Source organism: Paenibacillus oryzisoli (assembly GCF_050467285.1).
Classification (GTDB): domain Bacteria; phylum Bacillota; class Bacilli; order Paenibacillales; family NBRC-103111; genus Paenibacillus_E; species Paenibacillus_E oryzisoli_A.
On record NZ_JBCMUN010000014.1, the window covers coordinates 129803 to 156172 of the forward strand.

The window sequence follows — 26370 nt, forward strand, 5'->3', positions numbered from 1 at the left end:
AATCGAGGATCACTGGGAATGCCCTGTCCCGCAGTTAATTGAGGCCCCCACTTAAACATGGTAACATCGTATTTATACATCGAATCAAGGGGGGATAACATGCCGAAAACGATCTTGATCGTGGAAGACCAGCAAATCCTAAGGGAAATCATGAAGGAGTATTTGTCGGATGAAGGATACCGGGTGCTGGAAGCGGGCGATGGGAATCAGGCTTTGGAGCTGTTTCAAGCGCATGAAGTCGACCTGATCATTCTGGACATTATGCTGCCGGAGTTGGACGGATGGTCTGTCTGCCGTCGGATACGCAAGACGTCAAACGTCGCCATCTTAATGTTGACCTCCCGTTCGGACGAAGACGACACGCTGTTAGGATTTGAGTTAGGTGCGGACGATTACGTTGTCAAACCCTGCAGCCCGCCCATCCTGCTGGCGCGAGCGAAGCGGCTGTTGGAAAGTCGGCAAATCCGTGAATCGGGGAACACACTATCCGGTGGTGCGATCGTTCTCCATCTCCCTTCCCGAACGGTCACGATTGACGGAGAACCTTGCATTTTGACGCATACGGAATTCGAAATTTTGGCTTGCCTGTTGAACAACAAAGGTATCATTCTCACAAGAGAGCAGCTCATCACGAAAATCTGGGGCTACGACTTCGCGGGTGATGATCGTACGCTCAGCAGTCATATTCGAAATTTGCGCGCCAAGCTGCAGGAGCATGCGAGAATGATCGTCACTGTCGTTCGTTCAGGCTACAAATTCGAGGAGCAGACATGAGGAAGAGCATCGTCATCAAGCTGTTTCTGCTGACGGCCGGCTTATGTATGATCCTGCTCGCAGGCTTATTTGTCGGACAAACTGTGTTTTTCAAACAATATTTCGTGCATCAGAAAGTTAGTAACGTCCAGAACGCCCTCCAAAGCGCTTCCCAAGAAGATTGGAAAGATGTCCGGGACGCTCGAACCGCGTTTCAAAACGAACAGCAATTTTATCAAAAATATAACACCTGGATCGCTCAATTAGACGCCGAGGGCAATCTGAAATATACGGACAACTTCGAAACGGAGGTGCGATTAGAGAACGCCGCGAACGCTCCCGCCCTTGCTGGCCAAACGATCACCATTCCCCTGTACATGATGATGAATGTGGAAGACTTGAGAGGCAGCAACCCGCTGCGGCCTGACTTCTTCGTCACCCCGGGGAACCGCATCGCCATCGAAGGCATCCTCATCAACAATCGATTGTTCCCCCAGCGGATTGGAAGAAACGCGTCTAATCTGCGGGAGGAAAACCGGTTGGAAAATGGACAGCTCGTCCGTAAGGAGTACGAAATCGTCCCCAGGTTCAGAAGTCCGAGCGAATATCACGAGCGTTACCCGACTGTGCTGGTATATGGTACCGTTGAGCAAGTCCGGACGCCGGAGGGGGCGGACGAGCCCCGGTATACGAACCATTTGTTATTGGAACGGATAAAGACGTTTCAGGCTAATCTGCTCTACGGAGATTCCAGCGAAAACATCGATACTGTCATGGATTACGAAGAAAACAACGTCCCTTATAAAATATTCGTGAAACGCCTGACGGACCAGACTGGAGAGGTCGAGTATCTGTTTGCCATGAACTCGCTCCAACCTGTGAACGAAGCGGTGGCAGTGGCACGCCAATATTACGGCTACGTCGGGTTAGGCACGCTGATGCTCGTTCTGCTGGCCTCTTTTTATTACGCCCGTCGCATTGCCCGTCCGCTGCTCCGCATGAACGATGCGACGCAGAGAATGGCCAAGCTGGACTTTTCCACTCGAATTCCGGTTACGACCGAGGACGAGATCGGCAACTTGTCCCGCGGCATCAACGAGCTGTCGGGCTTGCTGAATGCCCACATCGTCCGGCTCGAACAGGATATCAAACAAGAAAAGCGGCTGGAACAGACGCGAAAAGAATTCATCGCCGGCGTATCGCACGAATTGAAAACTCCGCTCAGCGTCATCGAGAACTGCCTGTATATTCTGAAAGACAAGCCAGAAAGCCCGAAGCGAGGGCACTACTTCGCTGCCATGGAAGACGAAGTGAAGAAGATGAACCTGCTGATTACAGACATGCTGGAGCTTGCAAAATACGAATCCGGCACTTATCAAATGGAACTGGTTCCATTTCGTATCGACGCGGTCCTGGAGCGAGTGTGTGGGAAGCTCGCTCCTGCTATCAACGACAAGCGGCTGCGGCTGCACAAAAATTTCGTCCCTGTCGAAGTCATCGCCAATCCGCTGCGCATCGAACAGATCATCGTGAACTTCATGACGAACGCGATTCGCTATACCCCGGAAGGCGAGAACATTTTCATTGCGACAATCGAAGAACGGGAAACAGTTAGGATATGCATAGAAAACAAAGGCACCCACATTCCGGACGATCAGATGGAAAAAATATGGGACCGTTTCTATCGCGTCGAAGGCTCTCGTCATCGTTCAACCGGCGGCACAGGGCTCGGTCTTGCGATCTCCAAGCAAATTTTAGAACTGCATGAGGCACGTTACGGAGCAACCAATACCGAAGATGGCGTCCTGTTTTATTTTGAATTAAATAAGAAGACGAAAACGTAGAACTTCAAGTTCTGCGTTTTTTCATTTTATCTGCATGTCATCTGCATATGATCTTTATCTCCATTACGTAACATTCCCTTTGAGGAAAGAAAGGGGAACTGAATCATGTCAAAAAAATGGTTGGGAATGCTGCTGATAGGAACTATCGCCTTCTCGCTTGCAGCGTGCGGGGATCAAAACAACAACGGACAAGCTCCAGCTTCCACGGCTTCGGAATCAGCGGCGGGTTCGCCGCCGTCTTCGTACGAAGCGCTGTATCGGACAAGCGTGTTTTTCGGGGATTCGATTACGGAAGGGCTGTCTTATCACGACGTGCTGAATGAGGAAAACGTGCTGGCCGGCGCAGGAAAAACGGCGGAATTCGCGCTGCGAGACATCGACACGCTGGTCGGACGAATGCCCGAGCGGGTGTTCATCCAACTGGGCTCGGACGACATCCTGTGGCCGACGGATGACCCGCAGACGTATTCGCTGACGCACTACGCCCAATTGATCGACCTCATTCAAACAAAGCTTCCGAAAACAGAGATCACGCTGCTGTCCGTTACCCCGGTGACAGCCGACGCGGAGAAAGCGGAGCCGCGCTATCGAACGATCGGGAATTACAATGAAGGACTCAAGGCGCTGGCCGCCCAGGAGCAGGTCGGATACGTCGATCTGTCTCCGCTCGTCGCCGAACATTCAGATCTGTACGACAATGATGGTATTCATTTCAAGGCGGCGTTTTATCCGCTCTTGCTCGATAGATTGAAGAATGATCAGACGGCGCGATGAGCGCCAGCAGCTTCCCGGGAGGTAACGGACATTGGTATTCAGCAGCCTGATCTTTCTGTTTCAATTTTTACCTGCCGCTCTGCTCGTTTATTACGCCTCGCCCAAGCGGCTGCGCAACGTGGTGCTGCTCACCGCGAGTCTCATCTTCTACGCCTGGGGCGAGCCACTGTATATTTTCCTGATGATCTTCGCCACCGTCTTCGATTATGCCAACGGTCTCCTGATTGACAAGTTCAGACATCGAAAGGCGATTGCGAGAACAATCTTCATTGGCTCCCTCTCCGGCAATTTGGCGATTCTGTGCTTTTACAAATATGCCGGGTTTATTGTCGACAATCTGAATCGGCTGTTCCACCTCCAACTGCAGGCTGCCGATCTTCCGCTGCCAGTTGGCATTTCTTTTTACACGTTCCAAACGATGTCCTATGTAGTAGACGTCTACCTCGGCAAAACAGCCGCACAGCGAAATCTCGCCGCATTCGGCACCTATGTGGCGATGTTTCCGCAGCTTGTTGCCGGTCCGATTGTCAAATACGGAGAGGTCGCTCGGCAGCTGGTGTCGCGCAGCGTGACACTGGAACGGTTCGGCGAAGGCGCGGAATGGTTCATTCGGGGTTTGGCCAAAAAGGTACTGCTCGCCAACCATATCGGAATGCTATGGACAAGTGTGAAAGCCGGGCCTGTGGAAGACGTGAGCATGCTGTCCGCCTGGCTTGGCATTGTGGCCTTCGCATTCCAAATTTATTTCGACTTCAGCGGCTATTCCGATATGGCGCGAGGGCTCGGCAAAATGTTCGGCTTCGAATTGACGCCAAACTTCAATTACCCGTACATGTCCCGAAGCGTGACGGAGTTTTGGCGGCGCTGGCACATTTCGCTCGGCTCCTGGTTCCGGGAATATGTCTATATTCCGCTCGGCGGCAACCGGCTGGGTCTTCGCAAGCAGCTGCGGAATTTGCTCATCGTCTGGTTTCTGACCGGATTGTGGCACGGAGCAAGCTGGAACTTTGTCGTCTGGGGTTTATATTTCGGAGTGCTCGTGACGATCGAGAAGCTGTTTCTTCTGAAATGGCTGCATCGTTGTCCGCGTACGACAGGCCATCTCTACACGCTTCTGGCCGTCATCGTCGGCTGGGTATGGTTCGAATTCGACAGCCTGACCTCGGCGTGGACGTTTATCGGAACGATGTTCGGCTTCGCCGCGCATGGCTGGGTCGACCGTCAGGCGCTTTACAACCTGTCGACGAACGGAATCCTGCTTGCGCTGGCAGCGCTGTGCGCTACGCCGTTTCCGCGCAAGATGGCATCACGTCTTAAGATCAAATGGCGCCTGGGAGGTGCGGTAGCCGTTCCGGCGCTTTACTTCGCCGCATTGCTTCTGTCGACGGCTTACTTGGTCGAAGAGACATATAATCCATTCTTATATTTTCGCTTTTAAAGGTAGTTCAAAGAGAGGAGATCGCCATAATGGGATACGACTCGAAGCGCAGGTCCCTTACGGGCTTACTGCTGCTGGGCTATGTCGGTGCAATGATTGCGGCGAATGTTCTAATACCCGATAAGCCCTTCTCGGAATCGGAAAATCGGGTGTTGGCGGAGCGCCCTTCCTTCTCACTGCGTTCGCTGCTGTCGGGACATTTCACATCCAATTACGAAAGTTATACATGGGATCAGTTCGCCTTCCGGGACGCCTGGGTCAGAGCGAAAAGCGATGCAGACCGTCTTTTAGGCGTGAAAGAGAGCAACGGCGTCCTCCTGGGCAAGGAAGGGTACCTCATGGAGACGTACACGTCTCCATCGGATGCGGACCTGGAGGACAGAGCCCGTGCCCTTCGAGCTTTCGACCAGGCCGCACCCGGTATACGCAAATATGTCATGCTGGCGCCCACTGCCGGCGCGGTGCTTGCGGACAAGCTGCCGGCATACGCCCCCGTCGACGACGAACGGGCCGATCTGGATCAGGTTCGCCGGATGCTGCCGCAATCTGTTCGCTTCGTGGATGTTTATTCTGCACTGGCGACCGAGCGGGAACAACCGATTTTCTATAAAACCGATCATCATTGGACAACCGAAGGCGCTTACTATGCCTATCAGGCGCTTTGCAGCCAGCTGGGGATCATTCCGCAAGGCGAAGCTTCGTTCGACATCCGCCAAGTGACGGATGAGTTCTACGGCTCACTCTTTTCGAAAAGTGGGTTTCGCCGCCTGCAGCCCGACCAGATCAACCTTTATTTGCCCAAGGAGCTCAGCAAAATTAAGGTATCGTACGTGGACGAAGGTCGCATATCGGATTCTTTGTACGAGATGGACAATCTTCACAAGAAGGATAAGTACACCGTCTTTCTCAATGGCAACCATGCCCTGATCCGGATCACAACGGACGGTCCCGAGAACAAAAAGCTGCTGGTGGTCAAGGATTCGTACGCCAACAGTTTGATCCCGTTCTTGACGAAGCACTACGGCGAGATCGATGTCGTCGATTTACGGTATTACGACGAATCCATCCTGAAGCTCGTGCAGGAACGTCAATTCCAAGACATGCTGATTTTGTACAATTGCAAGACCTTTTTTGAAGATCCGTCGATTTTGAACTTAACGGAGGGAATGCCATGAAACAACGAAGGATTATAGCGCTTGCTATCGCGGTGGGGATTTTGAGCGGATGTTCCGAGCGAGGCGGAGCTTCTGAAACGCTAACTGCCTTGGAAGTAAGCGAGCACATTCAGCAAACGGCAAAGTTAAGCGAGATGCAGCAAAGGGATGCCAAGGATCTGCAAAAGCTGTACCATATTGAGGCGGGCGATGTGGAAGATTTTGTTCTGTATACGGCTTTATCGAACGTCCAAGCGGATGAACTCGCCGTCATCAAAGTCAAGGATACGAGCGAGACTGAAAACGTCATGAATCAAATCCGGCAAAGGATTAAGACGCAAACGGTCAAATTCAAGGACTACCGCCCCGTAGAGTATGACTTGATCGAAAAGAATGTGTTGAAATCAAAGGGGCGGTTCGTTTTCTTCGCCGTTTCTAGGGACGTCGATCAAATGGACCGCGCGTTTGAAGAAGCTGTGAAGTAAGCTGCACGAAGGCCAAAAGCCGGGTTCAATTGAACCCGGCTTCTTGCTGCGTTTACCGTAACTGAGGAGATTCTTTACGATTCGAATCAGTTCAGTTCTGTTTCGCTATGCCAACTCACTTTTAATAAACGCGGCTACGCTTGTTTTAAACTCTTCAAATGCGTCCGGCAGCACCGCCATCAGCGGATGCAGCTCCCCGCGCTCCAGATCCACAAAGTCCTGCACCAGCGGCTTTCTTAGCTTTACCAGCTGCAACAGCGTAGCGGTCAGCGTCTCCGAATACGCCCCTTCGCCGTGAACGATTTCCACAATATCTTCATACGAGCTCGCATCCCGTAAAATAAACGCGTCGATCAGCAGACTGCCGACATCCGTTACCGTCTCGATGGCCAAATGGAGCACACGCTCCTGAGCCATCTGCCAGGCCAAACTAGGCGTGCCTTGCTGCCACTGGGCGACGACCTCGCAGCTTGTCTCCGCCAGTACGTTTAAAAAAGCGAGTCGATTATTAATTTGTTCATGGTTAATAAAATACATGGCCTATCTCCGTCCTCTTTTCCGCCATTTCGTCCATACCATCATCGCAAAAAATGTCACAATGACTAAAAATATGAGTAAAACCGCCTGCATGACATATTCATAGCTCATTTTGCATTCACCTTGACTCTCTCCATATTCTTTTCTCAGTTTAGCGTGGGCGGCTGGGAGCGTCAAGTTAACTCCGGCAATCTTCAGCACTTTCCGCCGTTGTTCTGTTCACAGGTTCGTGATACATTTTTAAGAGATTGCTAGAAAACGACTCGACCGCACCGCTTGCCTGCCGAAGTTGTACAAAAGGAGATTGCCCTGCATGGCTGCCAAGCCGAAACTGACTGAAATCGATTATTTGCGCGCACTCGCGATTATCGCTGTGCTCGTCATTCACGGCACCGCCGCCGCAACGCTGCTTCCCTCAGGAAGCGTATCCCAGGCTGTATTTTTCTTGATCAACAAAGCGTCCTTGTTCACCGTTCCCCTTTTTATCTGGATTAGCGGATTGGTGTTGTTTTATACGTATGGCGACAGATGGAAGCCAGGGATGGCGCGTGAATTCTGGTGGAAGCGGCTGCGCAAAATTGCCGTTCCCTACGTACTCTGGTCGCTGTTCTACTATGTATGGAATCAATGGATTTATCATGGTACCGTCCGGTTCGATCTGTGGTATTTCGTCAAGCTGCTGCTCTCGGGCAACGCCAGCTATCATTTGTACTACATGGTGATCATTCTGCAGTTCTATGCCGTGTTCCCGCTGCTCATGGGCCTTGTGAAAGCCCACCCGTGGATGCAAAAGGCTTTGATCCCGCTCGGCCTCGGGATTCAGGCAGCCGCTTACGTCTGCCACCATTGGGTGCATCCGCTGCCAGAGTACGACTCGCTGCTGCTCGGCTACAGCACGTATTTTTGCTTCGGCGCCTATGCGGGCCTCCGCTATGGCGCGGTGGCCGCCTGGGCGAAGCGGCGGCACGCGTGGGTGCGCGCCGCGGCCGTGCTCGCGGGCGTACTGTTCGCCGGCGGGCTGCTGCTCCAGCAGCGCGGCCGGGTTGCCCTATCAAGCGCGTGGTACGAGCTTGATCTCGTACTGTACGCCATGGCCGTGCCGATGGCGTGCCTGCCGGCTGCGCGCGCGCTTGCGGCGCGCACAGGGCTTGTCGCCAAAGGCGGGGCGGCGCTCGGCGCCGCGTCCTTTGGCGTGTACTTGGCGCACCCGGCGATCCTCACCCTGTGGGATCGCCTGGCGCCGGAGCCAGACGCGCAGCGCTGGCTCTACAGCGCGCACACCGTGGCCGCGATTCTCGTCGGCCTAGCGGGTGCGTATGCGCTCGCGCGTGTCTACGCGAGCGCGATGCGCAAAGCAGCCCGGCGCTAGACGGGCTGCACAATGCCGCATTACCCTTTGATCACGTCATGCATGTGACTGTAAATTTCTTTATATTTTTTCCCGTTGCCCGCATAGTTGTCCGAAATCGTACCGCAGGAAGTGCCAAATTTCCCCCAATCGCTGTCACGCTTCGCTTCGACCATATCGATAAACGGCTGGACAACCATATCGCCCAAAGAGAATTTTAAAATTCTCAGCTGAACCAAAGCGTTTTGATGATCCTGATAATCGGACAACAATTGAATGATCTTTTTATCGTAATTGAACGCTGACATTTTATTAAACTTTTCAATGCGTGGACCATAATCCTTCATAAACTTGCTGCTTTTATATTTCTTCTGATTTTTGCGCAGATGCTTATAGGTGGTACTCTTGCCGCGGGTTTCAAAATCTTTGTATTCGGTCTCGCTTCGCATCTCATCTTCCATGACTTCCTGGCGATACGGGGTCATGGGAATATTTTCGTAATAATCAAAGTTAGTATGATCGAACATTTCCGTAGTTTGCAGTTGCTCCATCGATTTGCCGTAGGATTGATCCGTGGGGATCGGCTCTAGACCGAAGGCGTTGCGTTCGTTATTCGCAAAACCAATGGAGCTCTGCAGCGCTCTATCCCGTTCCTCTCGTGCCTTGACAACCAGCTTTAATAAATGCCTCGCAGTTTCCTCAACCGCTTGCCGCTGTTCGTGTTCTTTCTCAAGCGCAACTTTAACATCAGACAATAAATTGCCGGCTGCGGGTGCCTGATGAATAAGTTCGAATAATTTTTGAGCCTCAGCGAAAATACCCTGTAACCGGAGATGACGCTCTTTCGGGGCATTCTCCAGCGCCCAGTCCAAATCCTTGGCAATGACATAATCAGCCAACTGATCCTTCGTACTGAGATCTTTCAGCGTTGCGCTTTCCGTCTTAATCACTTCATTCGCTTTCTTCTCGTTGTCGCTCACGCTGGCCGACTTCATAATCGAAACAAGGCTCTTGGACAACTCATCTTGCGGAACGTCCAGAATCGTATCGGAAATCCCCATTTTATCAAGCACCGCTTGAATTGGCTTCATCACGGCTGCTGCAGAACTGAGATCATCCGTGTTGGTCAGCACCACTTCTTTACGGGCGACTTTGGACCACGCGGCTGCGTGATCGCGGTCCCATCTGTTGACGCCCTTACCAGATTTGGCCGGATTTTTCTTCAAGCTGTCCTTCCCGCCTTTAAAATAGGAGGGGGGCGGTATGTCTATATTCACATGCCCATGTGTCCCCGGCACCTTTCCTTTGGTTTTGGGGTCCAACTGGTACCAATCACATTCAAACGCGGACGTATACCATAAATTTCTGGATTTTGTGTCCTGGGCCTGCTTGGTTTTCACCTCATATCGCACCCAGCCATGCTGATTGTTGACGATGTCTTTAATTTTTTCCTCCACTTCATCGGAATGTTTCTTGTTCGCGACTTGGGGGATGGCGGCTAAGTTGCGAACATCATTTCCCGGCCCTCCCAAATTTTCGTTCAGCAAATGACCGGCTACGTAATCCATTTTACCTGAATTGCGCTCCATCTTTTTCCGCTTATCCGCCCACTTGCCCTTCGCGCCTGGTGTGCTCCCAAGCGGATGATCGGGGCCAAGCGGATCCGCTACCATTTTTACACCGTCATCATGGTCGGCGGCGTCCCATTCCACCTCTGTTTTCCACTTTTTGCCAGACCCCTCAACTTGGGCTTCATACCCAACAGCCTCGTTGTCGCCATCAATCTCGGTTTTGAGCGGCATCCACCGTCGATGGGTATCTGGCGGCAAGATCTCGTCATATTTGACAAGATCCCGCTGAATGACCGGCTTACTGGCTTGCAGCAGTTGCCCCACTGCCCGATTCCCAATGGTTCTTTGCAGATACATGCCGGTTTGGGCAGAAAGGGTTCGGCCGCTGCGTTCCGCAAAAGGGCTTGTCAGAGACTCCCCCGATTTACATTCATCTTCTTGCTTACGACCTGTTGGCTTTCTAGAACTCTCAGCATGTCCGATCACGTAAAAACCTCCATTTTACCGGCCGCACACATACACAGCTCGCCTCATCATTTACCTCTATCGTACTGGATATTTCTGGATATGTAAATCATAGGAAAAGCCGGCAAACCTATTCGTTTGCCGGCTTCTTCGCCTTGTGCATGTGTTGTATGGCTATGCTATTTGAACCGCGCGAGCCAGGCCCAGCGACGCTGCTGGCGGCGGCTATAGCGGGGCAAGCCGCGGTAAATATCAAGCGCTTCGCCGAAGGCGCGCTTCGCGTCATCCTGGCGGCCGAGCTGCTGGTACAGCTGGCCGAGCCGATAGTACGCTTCGACGGACGACGAGTGGACGTCGCGGAACTGCTCGAGCAGGCGCACAGCCCGCTCCGGCGCTTGCTTCGCCAGTGCCTCGCCAAGCTGGAGATAGGCTTCGCCATATTTGACGCGCGGATTCAGATTGACCGCTTCTAGCATGTATGTCTCGCCTTGCGTGAGATCGCCTGTTTTGAGCAGACACAGCCCGATTTCATAATGGACATCCGCGGAGTCCTGCATCATCGGCAGCGCGCCTTTCAAGAACGGGAGCGCTTCCTGATATTTTTTGCGTTCTATCAGAATTCTCGCCAGCTCCAGCTTCGCCGAAGTGTTATGCGGATTGGCATGAAGATCTGCTCTCAGCCTCGCAGCACGGCGGCTTAACTGAAACGGCTTTGTAAGATTCGGCGTCAGTCCAACGTATCTTCGATCCAGGAAATACAAAATTATGAGAAGAATCAGAAGTGCAAGAAACGGATTCCCAACGATGCGCCACAGTAAGCCGAATAGTAAAACTTTGAGCAACATTGACATTTCCTCCTTTCAACTTCCTAATACTACCATATTATGCGGGTGATGTTCATCTTTCTTGCGGGATGCTATAATAGAAAGAAAAAAAAGGGAGTCTTCACCACATGAAAGAATCACACAAGGACATTTGGCTAAAAAGAAAACAGCTAGGCAGATCCAAATATTTGGTCCTTTTTGGACTGCTGCCTTGGGGACTTGGGCTAACCGTGATCACAAGCCTCATTGAACTCATCAGCTTTCATCAAATTAATCCCGTCTGGGTCCCGGCGCGATTGGTCTTGTTCTTCTTTATCGGCTTTTTTGTCGCCAATGCCCGTTGGCAAGCCATGGAAAACCGTTTTGAATCCAATTCGCAACAACGACCTTAGGGTCGTTTTTTTATTAGCCCTCGACTCACCAGCCTTAACCTGTCGGCGTGAACCATATTTTCCGAAAATCAACCCATCCCAAATCGTTAATGCTGAGCCCTTTGACCGAATCATGGTACGTCGTTTGCTGCGAACGGTGCAGTACGAAAAGGAACGATTTGCTCGCCTGAAGCTCCTCGACCAGCTCGTGCAGCAGCGCAATGCGCATTTCCTCGTCAGGAACCATCATAATGCGGTCGATCGCCTCATCCACCCGCTTCTTCTCCACCGGCTCTAAATGTGCACGTACGTAACTGTTGGCTTCTTTGAGCGTTTGGATGATATGCAAGTCATAATTGCTCTCCATACAAATGTGGTAAAAGATGAAATCCGCCTCATTCACGACTTCCAGTTTCATCATATCCGCTTCGCTGCGAACAATGATGTCTACAGGAATCCCCGCTTTGCCGCTTTGCTTGCGGATCCATGCCGCATCCTCCGTGTTATTCCCATACACATACATTCGGAGCCGTTCTCCTTTGTAACCGATCTCAGCTAGCAGCCGCTTCGCCCGTTCAACATCCGTCTGCAAGGCAGGCCCGTAATCCATGTTTCGATCCGGCAAAAAGCTCCTCGCGGGCGCCTCCCGAAAGCCGCCCAGCTCCTGAATCATCCCTTCCCGATCCAGAATCAGATTGATCGCTTGACGGAACGCCAGCTGCCGCTGCGGCCCTTGCCGATTCTGATTAAAGGTGAGCAGACTGCAGCCCATAATCGACTGTTTGATCTGATGCCACTCCGCGTCTTTGCCGACGGCTCCGACCGGCTTCTGATTCGTCTCCATATTGACCAGCACTTGCACGCGCTCCCAGCTTTGCTGCGCCTCGGATAACTCCATAGGGAGCCGCCAGAGCTCAATTTGATCAATCTGCGGCCTGACGCCAAAATAGCTGTCAAATGCGCTCAGCTTACAGATATAGTCGTCGTTGCGCTCGAGGCGGAACGGTCCTGTCCCGATCGGCATGCGCCCGAAAATGTCCACATGATCTTTGTAAATCTCCTCAGGGACAACCGCCATGGAGGAATGCGCCAATTGCTGTAAAAACAGCACATTGGGTTGCTTCAGCTCGATCGTGAGCGCGTACCGATTCAGCATCGACAGCGACTCGATCCCAGCCGTCATCCAGCCTTGGCAAGCGGCTTCGCCCATTTTTTGCAAACGTTCCAGCGAGTACAGCACGTCCTGTGCCGTCATTTCCCGGCCATGGTGAAACAATACCCCTTTGCGCAAATAAAACGTGTAATGCAGACCCTCCCTACTAACTTGCCAATAATGCGCCAAATGGGGCTCAATCACTTTCTTTTGCGAATTGTACTGCACTAACGTATCGAAGATCTGGTTCATCATATGAAAATCGAACGCATAGAAGCACTGCGCCGGGTCCAGCGTCACGATCCATTTGTACACGGGAAAACGCAGTGTGTCCTTGAGTCTCGTCTCATGCTCTACCGTCTTATAGCCAAAAAAGCCGAACAACCACTCCACAAAGGAGTCCTGCAATGCTTCTCCCTTGCCAAGTTGGTGGATCAGCTCGATCGATCCTTTATAGTCGCCACTGCTGGCCAATTCCATCGCTTGCTTGGCAATCATATCCTCTGCGGATACGAGGAACGTCAGCTCCGACACATTGCCTCGCCCGCGTCCCGGTTTCCAGGATATCCATTGCTGCTCGCACATTTTTTTCAGCAAAAGCTTCACATTTCGTGTAGAGCAATACAATCTGGCTGCGATTTCTTCCAGCGTAATGGCCTGCGGTTTGTGCTCGATACCATGTTCAAAGCTGGCTCTCAGCTCAAGAAAATGATTCAGTATTTGCATCGCTCAACCTCCTGAATAAAAGGGGAAATCATTGAAGTGAATTATACACTTTTTGTTCCCCTTATTCTAGTTGTAAACTAAACACATCAGGAAATGAAAGGAAGTTGAAATCACATGCAACCTACAGACCTTTATGTATCGGAAAAATTAATGGAGTGGCAGCAGCAGGATTTGGCGAGCACAGCCGCCGAGCACTGGAAATGGAAAGCCGTCCGCAAAAGAAAAGTATACGTCCTCTTAGCTAGCCTGCTCTTTTGGCTGTAAGCCTTGTTTTGCGGCGCATGACGAGCCACACGATGGCAACTGCCAAAAGAATGCCCACCGCATCCACCGCGACATCGATCGGGTGCCCTGTTCGATCTTTTACGAACGTCTGATGCCACTCATCCGTCGCCGCATAAACGATAGAGATTAGGAAGGAGGTGCCTAACGCCATGTTCAGTCTCAACGGCTTCGCCAAACAGGCAATGGACCACAGCAGGGCCAGAAGCGCATATTCGCTGACATGCCCTGCTTTTCTTATGAAAAATTCAATCGCATTGATCGGATCCTGCCAAGAAATCCATTGACCGTCATAATGAAAAGACAAATGAGGAAAATGTTTGAGCTGCTGCTCGGAGAGCTTGGATTCGAGGAAAGGCCGAAGGCTTTGCTGCTGGTACGTTTCCGCAGACTTCATATAAATAAACGCCATCCATAAGAGCGCGGCTGCTAGAAACACATAGAATACCGCTTTGGATCCGACTTTCTTCGTCATGTCCGCCCTCCATCTAGCTGTTCATTTTCTTGCGGATGCTGAACAGCGCGAAAAATTCAATCACCATCACATTCACGGCTGATACCCCGTAGAACGCCATCCCGAACATCATCTGGAACTTGTCCGTCGTAACCGACTTCCACCAGAACGCCGCCGCCAACGTCAGCACAATATTCAAGACTGTCGTCACCCAAAAGGAGAAGCCCAGCCGATTCGTTTTACGCATGAGGCCTACGCCCAACACGAACGGAACTACGAAAGCGATCCCCAAGAAAACCCAGTACAACACTGCATTCGACACCTTATCTTCACTCCTACGAGAACGATAGTTTATGTTACTAGGTTAGCATGAATCGGCGCCGGAAAACAACGTTTGCAAAAACGGACTTGACTTGTCTTCAACTGTGCCTGTATAATACAAAAAGTCGGCATCACGACAACGACATGGGGCCTTAGCTCAGCTGGGAGAGCGCATCGCTGGCAGCGATGAGGTCAGGGGTTCGATCCCCCTAGGCTCCATAATGAAGAACCCTTGTATATCAAGGGTTCTTTGCTTTTTTATGAATGTTAACGAATCGTCATTAAACCAGTCTGGTAACAATTCGGTAACATATGGTAAAATAATACTCATGAATACGAGAAATAATCAGCAATAACAATGAGATAATAAAAAAGAACAAGCCCAAAGCCTGTTCTAGTTATTTATCGCTTATTTCATCTCTGAATTTCTTTAGCACTGCCTTTTGCATACCGGGCAACAAGTGTGAATAAATATCCAACGTTACTCGTGTGGAACTGTGACCTAATCGGAATGATAAGGATTTTATGTCTGCACCGGATTTGACACTTAAACTTGCGTGACTGTGGCGAAGTTCATGGTATGTAACCCGTGTTACTCCAGCCTTATCTATGATTCGATATAAGCTGCGTCTTAAATTGCTCGGATTCATTGGCGTTCCAATATTGGTTGGACAGACCAAATTCATGTCTTGATAAAGATCACCAGTGAGCTCTTTGTCCTTTTCAATCCGTCGCTTTTGGGCTCTAAGGACTTCAACTATTTCTTCATCAATTTCCACAGGGCGCTTTCCTGCATCCGTTTTCGTTCCATCGCTGACAGCGCAATCGTCTTCCTCATGGTCAAGCGTGCGAACAATGTAGATGACTTGATTATCTAAGTCAACATCACCCCATGTCAAACCAAGCGTTTCAGCCTGCCGTAAGCCGCAGAATATGGCGAGATAAACTGCACAATATATCTGGTCTCCTTTTGCCGCGTTTAGGAATAAATTAACTTCGTCCGGCTTTAGAATATTGTGGTTAGCTTGTTTTGCCTTGGGGGATTCGATTTGCGATGCGATATCGCGAGGGATTCTTTCATCACGGTAGGCTTGAATTAATGCCATCTTTAATACTTTATGTGTATCATGGACAGTTCGGCTAGATAATTTCTTGTTAGTAGTGACTTTCTCTTTGCCGTTGAAAATTACTTTATTTTTCTTTTTGAGCGCCCTATAGAAGTCATGAACATCATCCTTGGTTAGATTGAAAAGCTCAATATGTCCGATTTCTTCGATAATGTGCTTAGCCCGATCTGTGTAAGATTGAAGTGTCTTCTTCTTAAGGCTAAGTTCCTTATCACCAAGCCATTTTTCAACCCATTCCTTTAATGTAATTTTTGTTGGTTTAATGTACTTTCCTTTCATTTGTTTATCTTTTGTATCGATTAAATCTTTATAGGCGTCCTCGGGATTTGAATAACTCTTAGATTTATCTTGTTTCCTTTTCCCTGTTTTGGGGTCGGTCGTTGAAATTAAAAAATAGTATGATTTCGTCTTTGTATCCTTGCGTTCGTATACGCCTGGGTATTTTTTCGTTCGTGCCATGTTATAATTACGCTCCCAATTAATTTGTATGTTTCTTTGCGTTCAGAGTTCAAATTTCTCCACGCCGGATCTTGCATGCTTGGATGAACACCTCGAACAGCTCGAATCCCCAAGTGCCTAGCGAGAGATACAAAGAGAACTCATCGAAATTGTTGTACAAATGAATTCCAGCCTGAACCAATTGCCGATAACCGTTCGAAAGTCCTGATTTGTCACAGTTCTCGTCAAAGAACCAGTCAAACGGTCCATTTCCATCAATTACGGGATTTCCGTTGCAATAGTGATAGATAACCGGATTTGAAACGATGTAAAAGCCTGTTTGATATTCCTTGTCCACGGTTGCAATGGGGTATTTCCCGAGCAAGAAATTAAAGTTACGTTCATGTTCTTCGTTTACAAAGTACATTTTGATTCCTCCATATTGTCTTTTTTTTATTACCTGACTTGCTAGAAGTCAGGGTGCACTCTACACGTTTCAAAACGAGCAGAGCATGTGCCACTGCGAAAACAGCGGACAATTGAAGCGGTTTTGCATATGATATCTGGGAAAAGTGACTTGTCAATAAAATTTCCGTACCCGCATTAAAATGCTTGAAAGTCATTAAGAATCCGGTCCATCAAACCAGTCCAGAAATGTTTTTTTGCTAATAAAAATTCTTCGACCGGCTTTAACAGTAGGGATTTTTCCGTTTTTGATAAGCTCATAAGTCTGTATTCTGCCAATATTAAGAAAAGATTTAATGTCTTCTGCTGTCATTTGCTCGGGCAGTTCATTGCGATCCATTTAAATTCCTCCTATAAATTTTATGAAAAGGCAGCAGGAATGCTGCGGGAGTTATCTTTATTAGTGGTGGACTTCCCCCGCAAGGAGGGAAGCCTTCAGCGAAATATTAAGAAGCTTCCGTACCTTCAAACCATTTCAAGAAGCCCTTTTTACTGATGCGAATGCTTCTGCCGATTTTAACGCTGCGAAATTGTTCCGTTTTGATTAATTCGTATGCCTGTACTCTTCCAATATCAAGAAACGATTGTATGTCCTCAGCCCTCAATACCTCGGGCAGTTCATCAGGATTCATATATTTTTTGCTTCTTCTTGCCATTACTTTTTTTCCTCCACATTGAAAATTGTTCAGATGTTTAAAATTGAAGCTGATTGTCTTGCTATCTCTTTGATAAATGAATTTGGTTCTCCGTCTGACCTGTACCAATATCGATTTTCAGGGCAGTCTTCTTTGGAAAATGTAACGGGAATAATATTTGAACCGTCTCTGTAGATTGTTATCTCGTATCGGGACGGATCGTTCTCCAACTTTATAGCCAGAACATAATGCATTGTCTTTTTGTGCTGATAGTCGGCGGTAATTCCAGCGCTTGTTATTTTCATTTGCACCTCATACGAAGAGTAATTGGAATCTAATATCTGGATGATGGATAGCTTTTTGAATCAGTTCTTGAAAATATAAGAAGCTTCCGTCACTCCCGCCATCCTTCCAAACTAGGTCAAGTTTCATTACGAAAGGTAATTCAGCCGTAGGCTTTGGATGTGGCTTAAACAGAGCAATGGGAACCGGCTCTTTATTTTTTCCTTTTCGGAGTAACAGGAAATACATGTCGGTATTATCAAGCTTGACTTCAACAGCTATATTTAATTTACTTGGAGGCAGCGAGAGCGCCTCTTCAAACGGGTTTGGTTCTACAAGGTGAATGTTTTTTATATTCATATTGCTTTTATCTCCTATATATTGATCTAATTAACTTGATAGCGTTTAGTGATGTCATATATTGAGCGCCGTATATGGTCATCTTTCATCAGCTTTGCAAGGATCTTGAAATATCGCCATTCCTCATCCTCGCCTATCTCTGCAACGTCATATTGACCGTTGACAATGCTACCGCAGTTTCCTGACTCTACTGGATAGCCTTTATACTTAATGATGTAGAAGAAGTGTTCGCATTCGCAGTTGTCGCACAAGTAGTGAATTTCAACGAAGATTCCCTTTCGATGCGTTTTTGCCTCAATGAATTTGCCATGATTTGCTATGGTGATGTTACGCATGGTTCATGTTCCCCTTTATTTTGATGGTATTTTGAGTTGTGAGATTAAGAAGCTCGGAGAATCTAATGTTTTACATAAGTCTTTAGATATTCATCTCGAAAAATGGTTGTCCATTCAATCAAATCGTCAACGTCCTCATGATTGTGAGCAAGCTGAGTCCATGTTGAAAGAATCCTCTCCGATGGGGTGTATTTGTCATACTCAAAATCGATAATCAGCTTCTCATCTTGTACCGAAAGTCTGGCGTTACTAAATCTTGTTCTTCTTGTTGGAAATGCCGAGTCAAGTGATCAGCAAGCTGTTCTAAATCATTGAATTGATTGAATGTTGTTTTTGAAGTCATGTGAGTACCTCCGAAATTTGTTGGTTGATATATTGTCCTCGCAAGAGGAATTGTGATTTTGGCTGTTTTTCAAGCGTTTTTGCGCACAAAAAAACAGACCTGGAGTGCTCCGGGGAACATCGAAATGGTCTGCTCATGAGTTAGAACGCACGTAGATATAGAAGAAAACAGAGTCGTCATGTAGGTAGGCAAATATACAGCCAGCCCTACAGCTCGGGTTATCTTTATCTATAAGTTGCGTGTAATAATTTCATGATTGCTGATCGCAACAAGCGATCAGGTGACGATTTCGTTGTCCTATTCGGAACAACTTCAGGTCTGTTTAAGCCTCTTTTCGTTATAGGATCACAGCGCGTAGCTCGTGTCAAAGTTAATGTTGTATTGCTTACATGGATATAATAGCAAATCCGGGAAGTCGAATTCAAGGGGGGTTAGGAAAGGCTGTAAAATTTTTATGTATTAGCTGCCGCATGTGTACGGCAGCTTTATAGCACTTGTAAATATGGATTACTGCAGCTTTCGCTTAATAGATTTGTGTGTAATTGAACCCGGAGTCGAACTTCTGGAAGTTTTATAAGTCTTCGCAATATCACATACTCGTACCGCTCAGCTACTCGTTTTTTTTCATATCGATAAGATGGATGATACCCCTTTAAATTTAAAGAAACATATCCATATGCCCGCCATTTGTCTATTCTGTACTCAATTTTATATGGGGTGTCATGTCCTTTGAGCTGTACTACACAAGAGAGGGAATACCAATCACCCATTATTTCATCCTCCAGAACTTGAAGGTCCATTATCTCAAAGTTCTTGGTTTTTTCGATTTTTCCAGCTGCCAAGTCATATTCTTCCTCGATATCATGATTGGTTATGGCGATGCATTCCCCCTCATCACCGGACCAATGAGCAAAAATTCCCTCAACACTATTGATACCTTCGATGATCAAGTTCGGATTGCCGCTCCATTTTAGGTACAGGCGACCGCGATGAAAACCATTAGAAAATTCATCCTGCCTAGTGTAAAAGCAGTAGTTGATATATCCTTTCTCCTCCATCTTGTAGTATCCATCACTCGGGAAAAACACAAAATTTTGCCTTACACGAACACCATTTTTTTGAATGGCACGGAATGCCTGATTAACTTGTTCTTTTGTAATTAGAGCTTCGAACATGAAATTGTATCTCTCCTTTTGTTTTTGAACAATTGATATTTGATTTCAAAAAAATTATTTGAACGCATTCCACTGGGTGGTATTAGCATGATTATCTCTTAGGAGTGGAGCAGATGGGTAGAAGTGGGTCTTGGAGTATATTTCTGATTCACAATCCATAGGTAATTTATATTATAAGGTGTAGAACTTCCGGCGCTAGGCGGGAAGCCTACGAAAATGAAGTGAGCCGTAAATTACGGCAAATAGTAATTGATGGTTGTATGCTTACATGGCGCTCAGTGTACCAATCCTTGCCCCTGAACCGAAAATGACGACGGCACTACCAAAGGGAGCCACATTCTTGGCATTACCGAACTTTAACCGACCTTTTACAAATCGAATTTCGCCCTTCATACAGTATTCATGCCAGTATTTTGTATCCGGTCTTACCGGGAGCAAGCAGACGACCGTTGCGCCTTCAAGAGAAGTGTCATAAGCTTTCTTTATCCATTCCTGTACTGTACGACCGTAGGGTGGATTCATCCATATACTTTTGGCATCTTTTGCCCAATCTTGCTTTAAGCCGTCCATGCTTGGTGTATAGAATTTTTTGCACTTGGTGTTTGATGGCAAGGCGCAAACATCAAGTTCAAAATCAAACTCGTCATTCAAACGATCAAAGAAATCTTGTGGGGTTGCCCACATATCGGTTTTTGATGAAAACAATGCTGGATTAATGCTCATGCGTATTTTTCTCCTGTGAGATAATTTGGAAGCAACGTCCATGTTGCTTGTGTTCGCATGATTTTCTTTTAGGAGTGGAAAAATGGGTTGAAATATGCCCTATGGTTCATGATTTGCAAGGCATATGCCCGGTAATAGTTGATTAACGTTAGGAGTGTAGAATTTCCAGCGCTGGGCGGAAAGCCTACGGAAATGGAGTGAGCCGCGTAGCGGCGAGAAGGGAAAATAAAAGATTTCTTATTTAGTTGGAATTGATTTTGTTACTCGATTAGAGAAAGTACCGTCCATCAATGCTTTTAAGCGAATAGAGTGAAAAATTTCTGTCCTCATAGCTTCTCTTTTGCTTCCATCATTAAATCGGCAATAGCCTTTGAAGTGATGTTTATCGCATAATTGGCACTTTCTGCGTTTCTCGTTAGGGAAGAGTACCGCATCTTGTTTTATAAGTCTCCCAAACTTAATGCTATCCATGCTCATTCCCCGAGTATCCTTCTGAAGAACGGTGAGGTAGAGCCCACCCAATTTATCTGCTATTTCAATTTCCAGCTTAATCTTGTTGCGTCCTGCTCGGTGCTTGTCACGCACTCGAACGTATAATATATTTTCTACGTTCATAGATTCGACAATCCCTTTCTGAACATTAGCTCGACTCCGTGAACATATGAGGTTAGCCCGTACGTCTTGTGTTTTTCAAAAAACTTGATTGTCCTAACTAGTGGGAAGACTTTAAACTGAGAGCCATCTGGAGATGTATGTTCGAGATAGTAATCCCATATCTCGTCCGCTTCAGTTACCCACGTTGCGTTATATAGCCTTGCTATTGTCTCGCCAAGCAAAAAACCAGTCAATGCTACTGTGACGGCGAGGAGAGGCTCATTTGCTTTCTTGATATCCTTAATAAGCTTAATTTGTTTCTTTTCAAGTCTGGTGATGTTCACTAGCGAAAACTCTTGCGGTAAATTGAAAACATCGAAATAGCTTGCCCCTTTTTCTTGAAATAATTTGAAAAGTTCCTTGTATTCGTTTAAGTTGATTTGGTTGCTCATTTCAATCATTCTCCTTTTAGGGTTTAGAATATTTTATTCGGCTTGGTTTTTCACGCAGCCAACGTTACCATCGCATCCTAGTTTTGTAGGGTAGCAGGTTCCACAGGGTCGCAGTGGTAAGCGTCCGCTTCCGTTTCTTAACGAGACAATCTACTTGTCTTGTTAAGGAACGAAAGCAGCTTATTCAGATTTCAAAGAACAAAAAGAGGCAGACTACTAGTGGGTGGAACCACTTCGTAGTCTGCCTCTGTTGCATTCCTCTTTGAGGTAGTGCGGGCAGGATGTAGTTAATTAAGTTGTAAAAGTATATTAGCATGGTCGATTATGGTAGTCAACAACTTTTTTATAACCTCTTTGACTTATCCAATAACGGTCGATTACGGAACCCTCTGCTCTGAAATATGAATCCTCGATTTTCAAGCTGATTACAGCCTCTTTTCTCGGTAGCAAAAACAACGTCCCCCGGAAAATATATGAAGGGATTTTGTTCCCGCTGCTCAACTCCTTAAACAGGAGGTGAGAATAATTTGAGCAGATTACTTGGATATGCTCGAACGTCAAAACGCAGTCAAGATTGGTCGCTCCAACTTGATGCGCTTATGAAAGCAGGGGTTCAGGATAGAGATATCTTCAAGGAGAAAATTACAGGTAGCCGCAAGGATCGTCCCGAACTGGATAAGCTGCTTGCTTACGCGCAGCCAGGTGACACCATTGTAATTTGGAAGCTTGATCGGATGGGAAGAAGCCTTCGGCACCTGATGGAATTGTCCGATTACTTCAAGGAGAACAATATCAATTTTGTTTCGCTGAAGGAGAACATTGATACCACATCCGCTACCGGTAAACTAATCTTTACTATATTAGCGGCATTGAGCCAATTTGAACGCGAAATGATCATCGAACGCACATATGCCGGACTCGAAGCGGCAAGAGCTCGCGGCAGGGTCGGCGGCAGAAAACCGAAAGATACAGAATCGATTGAGCTTGTGCTAAAGCTCTATAAGAGCAAGGAATATCCGATACATGTTATCACGAAAATGACCGGAGTGAGCAAAACAACGATTTACCGATATTTGAATCGGGATTATAAGGGGGGAAATCATGAGTAAATCAAGAAGAAAGAAATCAGAAGAAGAATTATTAAGCGAAGCCATATTAAAGGGGACATTGACCAACGAATACGGTGAACCTACTAAAGTGCTGATAACATTAGATGACGGTGACAAGCGAATTATCAGCAAGGTTGCTGAGAAGAAACGACGTGAACAGGCAAGACGATTTTTCCAAAGCGACTCGCCAGATTCTCGCGGGAATTTCATTCAGCTCATTCACGAGGCGAATGACCAGCTTCATAAGCGCAGTACAATCATAGAAACTAAAAAAGATAAGTGGACGCTGCTTCATGATAAATACGTGATGATGCTGATACCTTTCGCTGATCGTACTCGCAAAGGGCTGCTTGTAGATATAGAAACACGCAATCCGCTAAATGGTGCGGACATTGCGAAACGGCTGAATGTAACAATAAATGCCGTTCAGCCGATACTCAAAGCATTGGTAAAGCATGGAGCGTTGCTTGAAGTGAAGGCTCCGAAGAATCAGAAGCATTACCAGTTCAACGACGATATCTTCAACATGAAGGGCAGATCGCTCTTGAAAGACGAGCACTTCACGAAGATATTCCAGCTGACGTTAAGTCAAATCTTAGAGAAGCTAAGCGGCAACGAAATCGGTTTATTACGTGTATTGGCAAGCAGATTCCATTATCAGTCTTACTATCTCGTAGATAACCCAGATATAGATTTGCGACAGGACAAGTCCCTAAGTTTCCAGCAAAACTTTGAGAAACACGGCTCAGCACTCTTCGAGGGTTTAACATTTCTAAGCATGTCAGAAATAATGCGATTGGCAGAAATTCAGCATTCCAATACACTGCTAGACTATATGTACCGATTAAGAGATGCGGGAGCTATTCATATTAATGAAAGAAGCAATGGCTTGCGTGGGAAGAAAAAGAGAGTCAAACGTTTCATACGAGTGAATCCGAACTTGATGTATCGAGAACGTGGGAATTTGGATCAGTTACTTGTGAAATTTATGCTTGCTGACTTCGATTTGTTTAAATTTAAGGGCGGCGAAGATCAGTTCTAGACAATCTCCTTTATCAAGTTAATATTAGCTAATATAACAAAGGACCTCACCTTTTTTAGTAAGGTCCTTTGTTATAAGTTTTATGATTTATTGGAATTTTTCCCAAATATCCGAATCTCTTAATTGACTTAACTCTAACTCAACATCTTCATGTCTTGAAGCAATCTTGATCTTCTGTATTTCTTCAGTAAATTTTTTAACAAACTCTTCTTCATCTTTGAATTGTTCGCCGATAGGAAATTGTTTGAATTCTTTATTATGGTTTTCAATCGTAATAAATAAAAATGCCCTATCATTCCCATTCTCTCTCACAGGCACAATAAATTTTTTATAAGCGGTCCATATGACTTGAGCTACAGTAACTATTGAAGCAGTTGATAGAATAATTTGCCAATCAATTGCTGCATTAATCACCATTCCAGGTCTAGGTGATAGCTTATATATCTCAGATTCAGGTAGCTTTTCGCTTAAGAAATCTAATAGCTGATCATTCGAGACTTCCTTATTTACATTGGCTAAAGCGCCTTTAAGAATGAGCATTGACGTTCTCCTGTTCAACTTATTTTAAAAGCTAGAAATAAAGTGCTGCAATTAAATTAATGTAAGACAATTATCCTTATTAAGCAAAGGAGATTCGCTATTGTTAGATTTCCAAAACTTCGAATTCGTATGACCTAATATTGGGTTGAATCAACTTGTACATAGGGCAATCAAACATTATTTTCAAAGAATTGGCTATAGACTTATATTCCTTGCAATTTAATCCAAAATATATTGCAGACGGACTGACAGGGCATTTATGTAAACCACTCGTCTTAGTCTCTGCATTCAACATGATTCTCCATTCTTTTTCATAACTCCAACTCTTATGTTTAATTTGCATTAAAAAATAAAGTAAATAAATTCGCATATCAGGGGTCTCTTCAAATGATAATTTGATTAGATTACTTATATTATAGCGATTCTCTTCGTAAGCGACGGGATATAGTTGTTTAGAAAAATCGACTTCTTCACTGAGTTTGCTAAAATCATATTCAACGCACATGCCTTGATGATTATTTGCATAATGTGCCCACATTGGCATATTGAAAAGTTGCTCTGAGAAGCAACTGATTTGAGTGCGATCCCTAATCGAATTTAGAGCACCATCAACGATTTCGTTTACTGAGTGTTTTTTTATTGTATCATTTGGTAGTTTTTCTTTGAAAAATTTGGTAAGTTCAACTTCATCCCAATAAACGCCATAACAATCAAAAGGGTCGTTAAGTGATGAAGGCGTAGAAAACCAGATTTCATTACGTAGGAGAGTATTTATTCTTAAATCATCGAACGGTTGGAATTTATAAAGTTTATTAGGCATATTTTTTTGTTTACATTTATACGCTTCCGCCCTTTTACCATCAAAATACAGTTTGAAAAAATCGTTTGTCCACTCCATTAGCTTCGCCCCTCTAAAAAATAGATATGTACTCACCGCCCCGATTTTACTCAATTTGCTTGGTGACATGAGCATGTTTTTATTCAAAATGCTGTGTGACTAATTCAAAAGCTTCAGCCGTTGAAGCCTACAGCAGCAACACATTCAAAAATGTCGGTCGCTTGTTCCTTCTTTATCTTCATCCTGCTTACTTTCCATTTTTGATAATATCTTAGTATTTAACGACTTTCAATGGAAAGCTTTAAGCTATTCTGTTCTGTTTGATATTTTTAGACTTGTGGATATAGAAATTCTATCCGCTTGTATTAAATGCAGTTACTATTGCTGAATTGTTCATTTGTTAAAGCTTGGTACATGAAACATTGACTCTGTAATAATTGTTGCAGAGAGGATCGTAACTCTGTAAGCGGCTTAGACCACGCCCCATTGGGGCACCGCCGCTAAATGCTGTGCCTCACGGCACGTTTAAGGGCAAAACCTCGTCTGGTAAAGGTAGTTCAAAAGCAAAATGAAAGAGCCGTAAGACGTGCTTCTCTCGAAAGAGTTTGTTCCGAAGTATCTTGAAACCTTGATAAAGGCATGATCTGCAAAAATTACGGATCACAAAAACGACAAGCGTCATAATCATAACGCTATTGATCGGAATCTTGCGGTATACAATTGCTTATACGTAAAGCAGCCTAAACAACAGTGTCTAAATATCAGTGGCAGCAAATTAGCCTACAGCTATTGCTCCAGAATGCGTTTTTCGGTTTTATTGGATACCAGACAGGTTTTTACTTAATAGGGTTTAAGATGTTTTTCAGTGCAAAGTATCCAAGATGATTAATGTGCTTGCTGACGTAACAGGTGCTAGAATAAATGACACTTGTTTCTATAGCCACTGCTGCTGGCTCTGGGGATGTATGATTGTTGGTTTTTAGGACTATTGCAGCAAGATATATTGGCATGAGCTTTCAAAACTCTCCGATCGCATGCTGCGAACGATGTAAGCTGGTTTTATGTTTTTGGCGTGTTTCGAGCAGTTTACAGGCTCAAGGTATTAGCATTACATAGAGGAATTGTATATGAGGCGTTATTTCCTAAGTCCCAAACTGTCTTGAACTGTTGTAGAAGGCAGTTTGCACTTAACCAATTACCGGACGAGGTTTTTCTTGTAAATGCTTTTGAAACTGGTGAGCTGAGCAGACTACCCCTTTACAAAGGATAGAAAAAGCTAATACATGCGGCTTCAAAACCGTATGTCGCTTCTCATTATTGCGCCGATTCCGTTAAAGAATCAAGCAGCCCAGGTCTCGCTTTACCTGCCGTCACCGAAGACGCACAATAACCTACCTGCCAAAAGGCACGAG

At 46.4% G+C, this 26370-nt stretch carries 30 protein-coding genes and 1 tRNA gene; 12 read left to right on the plus strand and 19 right to left on the minus strand.

Features of this window, described 5'->3' with window-relative positions:
* Positions 1 to 99 precede the first annotated feature (99 nt).
* The 6 genes from ABE504_RS23675 (at position 100) to ABE504_RS23700 (ending at position 6448) form a co-directional block, all read left to right on the plus strand.
* Positions 100 to 774 carry a response regulator transcription factor gene (locus ABE504_RS23675; protein WP_430093455.1) on the plus strand — a complete coding sequence of 225 codons (675 nt, stop codon included), beginning with the start codon at positions 100 to 102 and terminating at the stop codon, positions 772 to 774.
* Positions 771 to 2597, plus strand: a complete 1827-nt coding sequence (locus tag ABE504_RS23680) for an ATP-binding protein (protein WP_430093457.1) — start codon at positions 771 to 773, stop codon at positions 2595 to 2597. The genes ABE504_RS23675 and ABE504_RS23680 overlap by 4 nt, the downstream gene beginning before the upstream one ends.
* A gap of 105 nt (positions 2598 to 2702) precedes the next feature.
* Positions 2703 to 3371, plus strand: coding sequence for a GDSL-type esterase/lipase family protein (locus ABE504_RS23685; RefSeq protein WP_430093459.1), 669 nt, complete (start codon positions 2703 to 2705; stop codon positions 3369 to 3371).
* A 31-nt stretch (positions 3372 to 3402) separates the two neighbouring features.
* Positions 3403 to 4809, plus strand: coding sequence for an MBOAT family O-acyltransferase (locus ABE504_RS23690; protein ID WP_430093461.1), 1407 nt, complete (start codon positions 3403 to 3405; stop codon positions 4807 to 4809).
* 26 nt (positions 4810 to 4835) lie between these two features.
* Positions 4836 to 5984, plus strand: coding sequence for a DHHW family protein (locus ABE504_RS23695; protein WP_430093797.1), 1149 nt, complete (start codon positions 4836 to 4838; stop codon positions 5982 to 5984).
* Positions 5981 to 6448, plus strand: coding sequence for a DUF4358 domain-containing protein (locus ABE504_RS23700; protein WP_430093463.1), 468 nt, complete (start codon positions 5981 to 5983; stop codon positions 6446 to 6448). The genes ABE504_RS23695 and ABE504_RS23700 overlap by 4 nt, the downstream gene beginning before the upstream one ends.
* A gap of 105 nt (positions 6449 to 6553) precedes the next feature.
* Here the strand turns inward: ABE504_RS23700 and ABE504_RS23705 are convergent, their stop codons facing one another.
* Positions 6554 to 6985 (minus strand): DUF86 domain-containing protein, encoded by a 432-nt coding sequence (locus tag ABE504_RS23705; protein ID WP_430093465.1) that lies wholly within the window; start codon positions 6983 to 6985, stop codon positions 6554 to 6556.
* Between the two features lie 313 nt (positions 6986 to 7298).
* Here ABE504_RS23705 and ABE504_RS23710 point away from each other — a divergent pair, with 313 nt between their 5' ends.
* Positions 7299 to 8354, plus strand: coding sequence for an acyltransferase (locus ABE504_RS23710; protein ID WP_430093467.1), 1056 nt, complete (start codon positions 7299 to 7301; stop codon positions 8352 to 8354).
* A 20-nt stretch (positions 8355 to 8374) separates the two neighbouring features.
* On the opposite strand, the gene ABE504_RS23715 is transcribed toward ABE504_RS23710, so the two are convergent.
* On the minus strand, positions 8375 to 10390 hold the full coding sequence (locus tag ABE504_RS23715) for a hypothetical protein (RefSeq protein WP_430093470.1): 2016 nt from the start codon (positions 10388 to 10390) through the stop codon (positions 8375 to 8377).
* Positions 10391 to 10548: 158 nt separating this feature from the next.
* Entirely contained in the window at positions 10549 to 11214 is a 666-nt protein-coding gene (locus ABE504_RS23720; RefSeq protein WP_430093472.1) for a tetratricopeptide repeat protein, read from the minus strand.
* 107 nt (positions 11215 to 11321) lie between these two features.
* Between ABE504_RS23720 and ABE504_RS23725 the strand changes: the two genes are divergently transcribed.
* Entirely contained in the window at positions 11322 to 11585 is a 264-nt protein-coding gene (locus ABE504_RS23725) for a hypothetical protein (protein WP_430093473.1), read from the plus strand.
* 34 nt (positions 11586 to 11619) lie between these two features.
* Here ABE504_RS23725 and ABE504_RS23730 read toward each other — a convergent pair whose 3' ends face one another.
* Positions 11620 to 13443, minus strand: a complete 1824-nt coding sequence (locus ABE504_RS23730; RefSeq protein ID WP_430093475.1) for an ABC transporter substrate-binding protein — start codon at positions 13441 to 13443, stop codon at positions 11620 to 11622.
* Between the two features lie 114 nt (positions 13444 to 13557).
* On the opposite strand from ABE504_RS23730, the gene ABE504_RS23735 reads away from it, so the two are divergent.
* Positions 13558 to 13707 (plus strand): hypothetical protein, encoded by a 150-nt coding sequence (locus ABE504_RS23735; RefSeq protein ID WP_430093478.1) that lies wholly within the window; start codon positions 13558 to 13560, stop codon positions 13705 to 13707.
* Here ABE504_RS23735 and ABE504_RS23740 read toward each other — a convergent pair.
* Together ABE504_RS23740 and ABE504_RS23745 are read right to left on the minus strand one after the other, a co-directional pair.
* Positions 13685 to 14200: a VanZ family protein gene (locus ABE504_RS23740; RefSeq protein WP_430093480.1), complete on the minus strand. Its 516-nt coding sequence runs from the start codon at positions 14198 to 14200 to the stop codon at positions 13685 to 13687. The two genes, ABE504_RS23735 and ABE504_RS23740, sit on opposite strands and share 23 nt — an antisense overlap.
* A 13-nt stretch (positions 14201 to 14213) precedes the next feature.
* A complete protein-coding gene (locus ABE504_RS23745) occupies positions 14214 to 14501 on the minus strand; it encodes a hypothetical protein (protein ID WP_430093482.1) in 288 nt (95 codons plus the stop codon).
* A gap of 145 nt (positions 14502 to 14646) precedes the next feature.
* On the opposite strand from ABE504_RS23745, the gene ABE504_RS23750 reads away from it, so the two are divergent.
* Positions 14647 to 14719 (plus strand) — tRNA-Ala (locus ABE504_RS23750).
* A gap of 179 nt (positions 14720 to 14898) precedes the next feature.
* Here the strand turns inward: ABE504_RS23750 and ABE504_RS23755 are convergent.
* The 11 genes from ABE504_RS23755 to ABE504_RS23805 all read right to left on the minus strand — a co-directional run bounded on the left by ABE504_RS23755 (position 14899) and on the right by ABE504_RS23805 (position 21429).
* A complete protein-coding gene (locus tag ABE504_RS23755; protein WP_430093485.1) occupies positions 14899 to 16086 on the minus strand; it encodes a tyrosine-type recombinase/integrase in 1188 nt (395 codons plus the stop codon).
* A 49-nt stretch (positions 16087 to 16135) separates the two neighbouring features.
* Positions 16136 to 16492, minus strand: coding sequence for a DUF2538 family protein (locus ABE504_RS23760; protein ID WP_430093488.1), 357 nt, complete (start codon positions 16490 to 16492; stop codon positions 16136 to 16138).
* Positions 16493 to 16687: 195 nt separating this feature from the next.
* A complete protein-coding gene (locus tag ABE504_RS23765) occupies positions 16688 to 16870 on the minus strand; it encodes a helix-turn-helix domain-containing protein (protein WP_430093491.1) in 183 nt (60 codons plus the stop codon).
* A 106-nt stretch (positions 16871 to 16976) separates the two neighbouring features.
* Positions 16977 to 17186 carry a helix-turn-helix domain-containing protein gene (locus ABE504_RS23770; protein ID WP_430093493.1) on the minus strand — a complete coding sequence of 70 codons (210 nt, stop codon included), beginning with the start codon at positions 17184 to 17186 and terminating at the stop codon, positions 16977 to 16979.
* Positions 17187 to 17477: 291 nt separating this feature from the next.
* Positions 17478 to 17807, minus strand: coding sequence for a hypothetical protein (locus ABE504_RS23775; protein WP_430093495.1), 330 nt, complete (start codon positions 17805 to 17807; stop codon positions 17478 to 17480).
* 26 nt (positions 17808 to 17833) lie between these two features.
* A complete protein-coding gene (locus tag ABE504_RS23780; RefSeq protein ID WP_430093498.1) occupies positions 17834 to 18142 on the minus strand; it encodes a hypothetical protein in 309 nt (102 codons plus the stop codon).
* 214 nt (positions 18143 to 18356) lie between these two features.
* Positions 18357 to 18485 carry a hypothetical protein gene (locus ABE504_RS23785; RefSeq protein WP_430093500.1) on the minus strand — a complete coding sequence of 43 codons (129 nt, stop codon included), beginning with the start codon at positions 18483 to 18485 and terminating at the stop codon, positions 18357 to 18359.
* A gap of 485 nt (positions 18486 to 18970) precedes the next feature.
* Positions 18971 to 19660: a hypothetical protein gene (locus tag ABE504_RS23790; protein WP_430093502.1), complete on the minus strand. Its 690-nt coding sequence runs from the start codon at positions 19658 to 19660 to the stop codon at positions 18971 to 18973.
* Between the two features lie 264 nt (positions 19661 to 19924).
* Positions 19925 to 20383, minus strand: coding sequence for a DNA N-6-adenine-methyltransferase (locus ABE504_RS23795; protein WP_430093504.1), 459 nt, complete (start codon positions 20381 to 20383; stop codon positions 19925 to 19927).
* 237 nt (positions 20384 to 20620) lie between these two features.
* Positions 20621 to 20998 (minus strand): hypothetical protein, encoded by a 378-nt coding sequence (locus ABE504_RS23800; RefSeq protein ID WP_430093506.1) that lies wholly within the window; start codon positions 20996 to 20998, stop codon positions 20621 to 20623.
* Positions 20995 to 21429, minus strand: a complete 435-nt coding sequence (locus tag ABE504_RS23805) for a hypothetical protein (RefSeq protein WP_430093509.1) — start codon at positions 21427 to 21429, stop codon at positions 20995 to 20997. The genes ABE504_RS23800 and ABE504_RS23805 overlap by 4 nt, the downstream gene beginning before the upstream one ends.
* 527 nt (positions 21430 to 21956) lie before the next feature.
* On the opposite strand from ABE504_RS23805, the gene ABE504_RS23810 reads away from it, so the two are divergent.
* Positions 21957 to 22538 (plus strand): recombinase family protein, encoded by a 582-nt coding sequence (locus ABE504_RS23810; protein WP_430093511.1) that lies wholly within the window; start codon positions 21957 to 21959, stop codon positions 22536 to 22538.
* Entirely contained in the window at positions 22531 to 23580 is a 1050-nt protein-coding gene (locus tag ABE504_RS23815) for a hypothetical protein (RefSeq protein ID WP_430093514.1), read from the plus strand. The genes ABE504_RS23810 and ABE504_RS23815 overlap by 8 nt, the downstream gene beginning before the upstream one ends.
* Positions 23581 to 23667: 87 nt before the next feature.
* Here ABE504_RS23815 and ABE504_RS23820 read toward each other — a convergent pair whose 3' ends face one another.
* Together ABE504_RS23820 and ABE504_RS23825 are read right to left on the minus strand one after the other, a co-directional pair.
* Positions 23668 to 24120 carry a hypothetical protein gene (locus tag ABE504_RS23820; RefSeq protein WP_430093516.1) on the minus strand — a complete coding sequence of 151 codons (453 nt, stop codon included), beginning with the start codon at positions 24118 to 24120 and terminating at the stop codon, positions 23668 to 23670.
* A gap of 103 nt (positions 24121 to 24223) precedes the next feature.
* Positions 24224 to 25018 carry a DUF2971 domain-containing protein gene (locus ABE504_RS23825; protein WP_430093518.1) on the minus strand — a complete coding sequence of 265 codons (795 nt, stop codon included), beginning with the start codon at positions 25016 to 25018 and terminating at the stop codon, positions 24224 to 24226.
* Between the last annotated feature and the right edge of the window lie 1352 nt (positions 25019 to 26370).

Coding starts and splice junctions, on each gene's coding strand:
- ABE504_RS23675 (WP_430093455.1), top strand. CDS start 100: ATGCCGAAAACGATCTTGATCGTGGAAGACCAGCAAATCCTAAGGGAA.
- ABE504_RS23680 (WP_430093457.1), top strand. CDS start 771: ATGAGGAAGAGCATCGTCATCAAGCTGTTTCTGCTGACGGCCGGCTTA.
- ABE504_RS23685 (WP_430093459.1), top strand. CDS start 2,703: ATGTCAAAAAAATGGTTGGGAATGCTGCTGATAGGAACTATCGCCTTC.
- ABE504_RS23700 (WP_430093463.1), top strand. CDS start 5,981: ATGAAACAACGAAGGATTATAGCGCTTGCTATCGCGGTGGGGATTTTG.
- ABE504_RS23705 (WP_430093465.1), bottom strand. CDS start 6,985: ATGTATTTTATTAACCATGAACAAATTAATAATCGACTCGCTTTTTTA.
- ABE504_RS23710 (WP_430093467.1), top strand. CDS start 7,299: ATGGCTGCCAAGCCGAAACTGACTGAAATCGATTATTTGCGCGCACTC.
- ABE504_RS23720 (WP_430093472.1), bottom strand. CDS start 11,214: ATGTTGCTCAAAGTTTTACTATTCGGCTTACTGTGGCGCATCGTTGGG.
- ABE504_RS23725 (WP_430093473.1), top strand. CDS start 11,322: ATGAAAGAATCACACAAGGACATTTGGCTAAAAAGAAAACAGCTAGGC.
- ABE504_RS23730 (WP_430093475.1), bottom strand. CDS start 13,443: ATGCAAATACTGAATCATTTTCTTGAGCTGAGAGCCAGCTTTGAACAT.
- ABE504_RS23735 (WP_430093478.1), top strand. CDS start 13,558: ATGCAACCTACAGACCTTTATGTATCGGAAAAATTAATGGAGTGGCAG.
- ABE504_RS23740 (WP_430093480.1), bottom strand. CDS start 14,200: ATGACGAAGAAAGTCGGATCCAAAGCGGTATTCTATGTGTTTCTAGCA.
- ABE504_RS23755 (WP_430093485.1), bottom strand. CDS start 16,086: ATGGCACGAACGAAAAAATACCCAGGCGTATACGAACGCAAGGATACA.
- ABE504_RS23760 (WP_430093488.1), bottom strand. CDS start 16,492: ATGTACTTTGTAAACGAAGAACATGAACGTAACTTTAATTTCTTGCTC.
- ABE504_RS23765 (WP_430093491.1), bottom strand. CDS start 16,870: ATGGATCGCAATGAACTGCCCGAGCAAATGACAGCAGAAGACATTAAA.
- ABE504_RS23770 (WP_430093493.1), bottom strand. CDS start 17,186: ATGGCAAGAAGAAGCAAAAAATATATGAATCCTGATGAACTGCCCGAG.
- ABE504_RS23775 (WP_430093495.1), bottom strand. CDS start 17,807: ATGAATATAAAAAACATTCACCTTGTAGAACCAAACCCGTTTGAAGAG.
- ABE504_RS23780 (WP_430093498.1), bottom strand. CDS start 18,142: ATGCGTAACATCACCATAGCAAATCATGGCAAATTCATTGAGGCAAAA.
- ABE504_RS23785 (WP_430093500.1), bottom strand. CDS start 18,485: ATGACTTCAAAAACAACATTCAATCAATTCAATGATTTAGAACAGCTT.
- ABE504_RS23790 (WP_430093502.1), bottom strand. CDS start 19,660: ATGTTCGAAGCTCTAATTACAAAAGAACAAGTTAATCAGGCATTCCGT.
- ABE504_RS23795 (WP_430093504.1), bottom strand. CDS start 20,383: ATGAGCATTAATCCAGCATTGTTTTCATCAAAAACCGATATGTGGGCA.
- ABE504_RS23800 (WP_430093506.1), bottom strand. CDS start 20,998: ATGAACGTAGAAAATATATTATACGTTCGAGTGCGTGACAAGCACCGA.
- ABE504_RS23805 (WP_430093509.1), bottom strand. CDS start 21,429: ATGAGCAACCAAATCAACTTAAACGAATACAAGGAACTTTTCAAATTA.
- ABE504_RS23815 (WP_430093514.1), top strand. CDS start 22,531: ATGAGTAAATCAAGAAGAAAGAAATCAGAAGAAGAATTATTAAGCGAA.
- ABE504_RS23820 (WP_430093516.1), bottom strand. CDS start 24,120: ATGCTCATTCTTAAAGGCGCTTTAGCCAATGTAAATAAGGAAGTCTCG.
- ABE504_RS23825 (WP_430093518.1), bottom strand. CDS start 25,018: ATGGAGTGGACAAACGATTTTTTCAAACTGTATTTTGATGGTAAAAGG.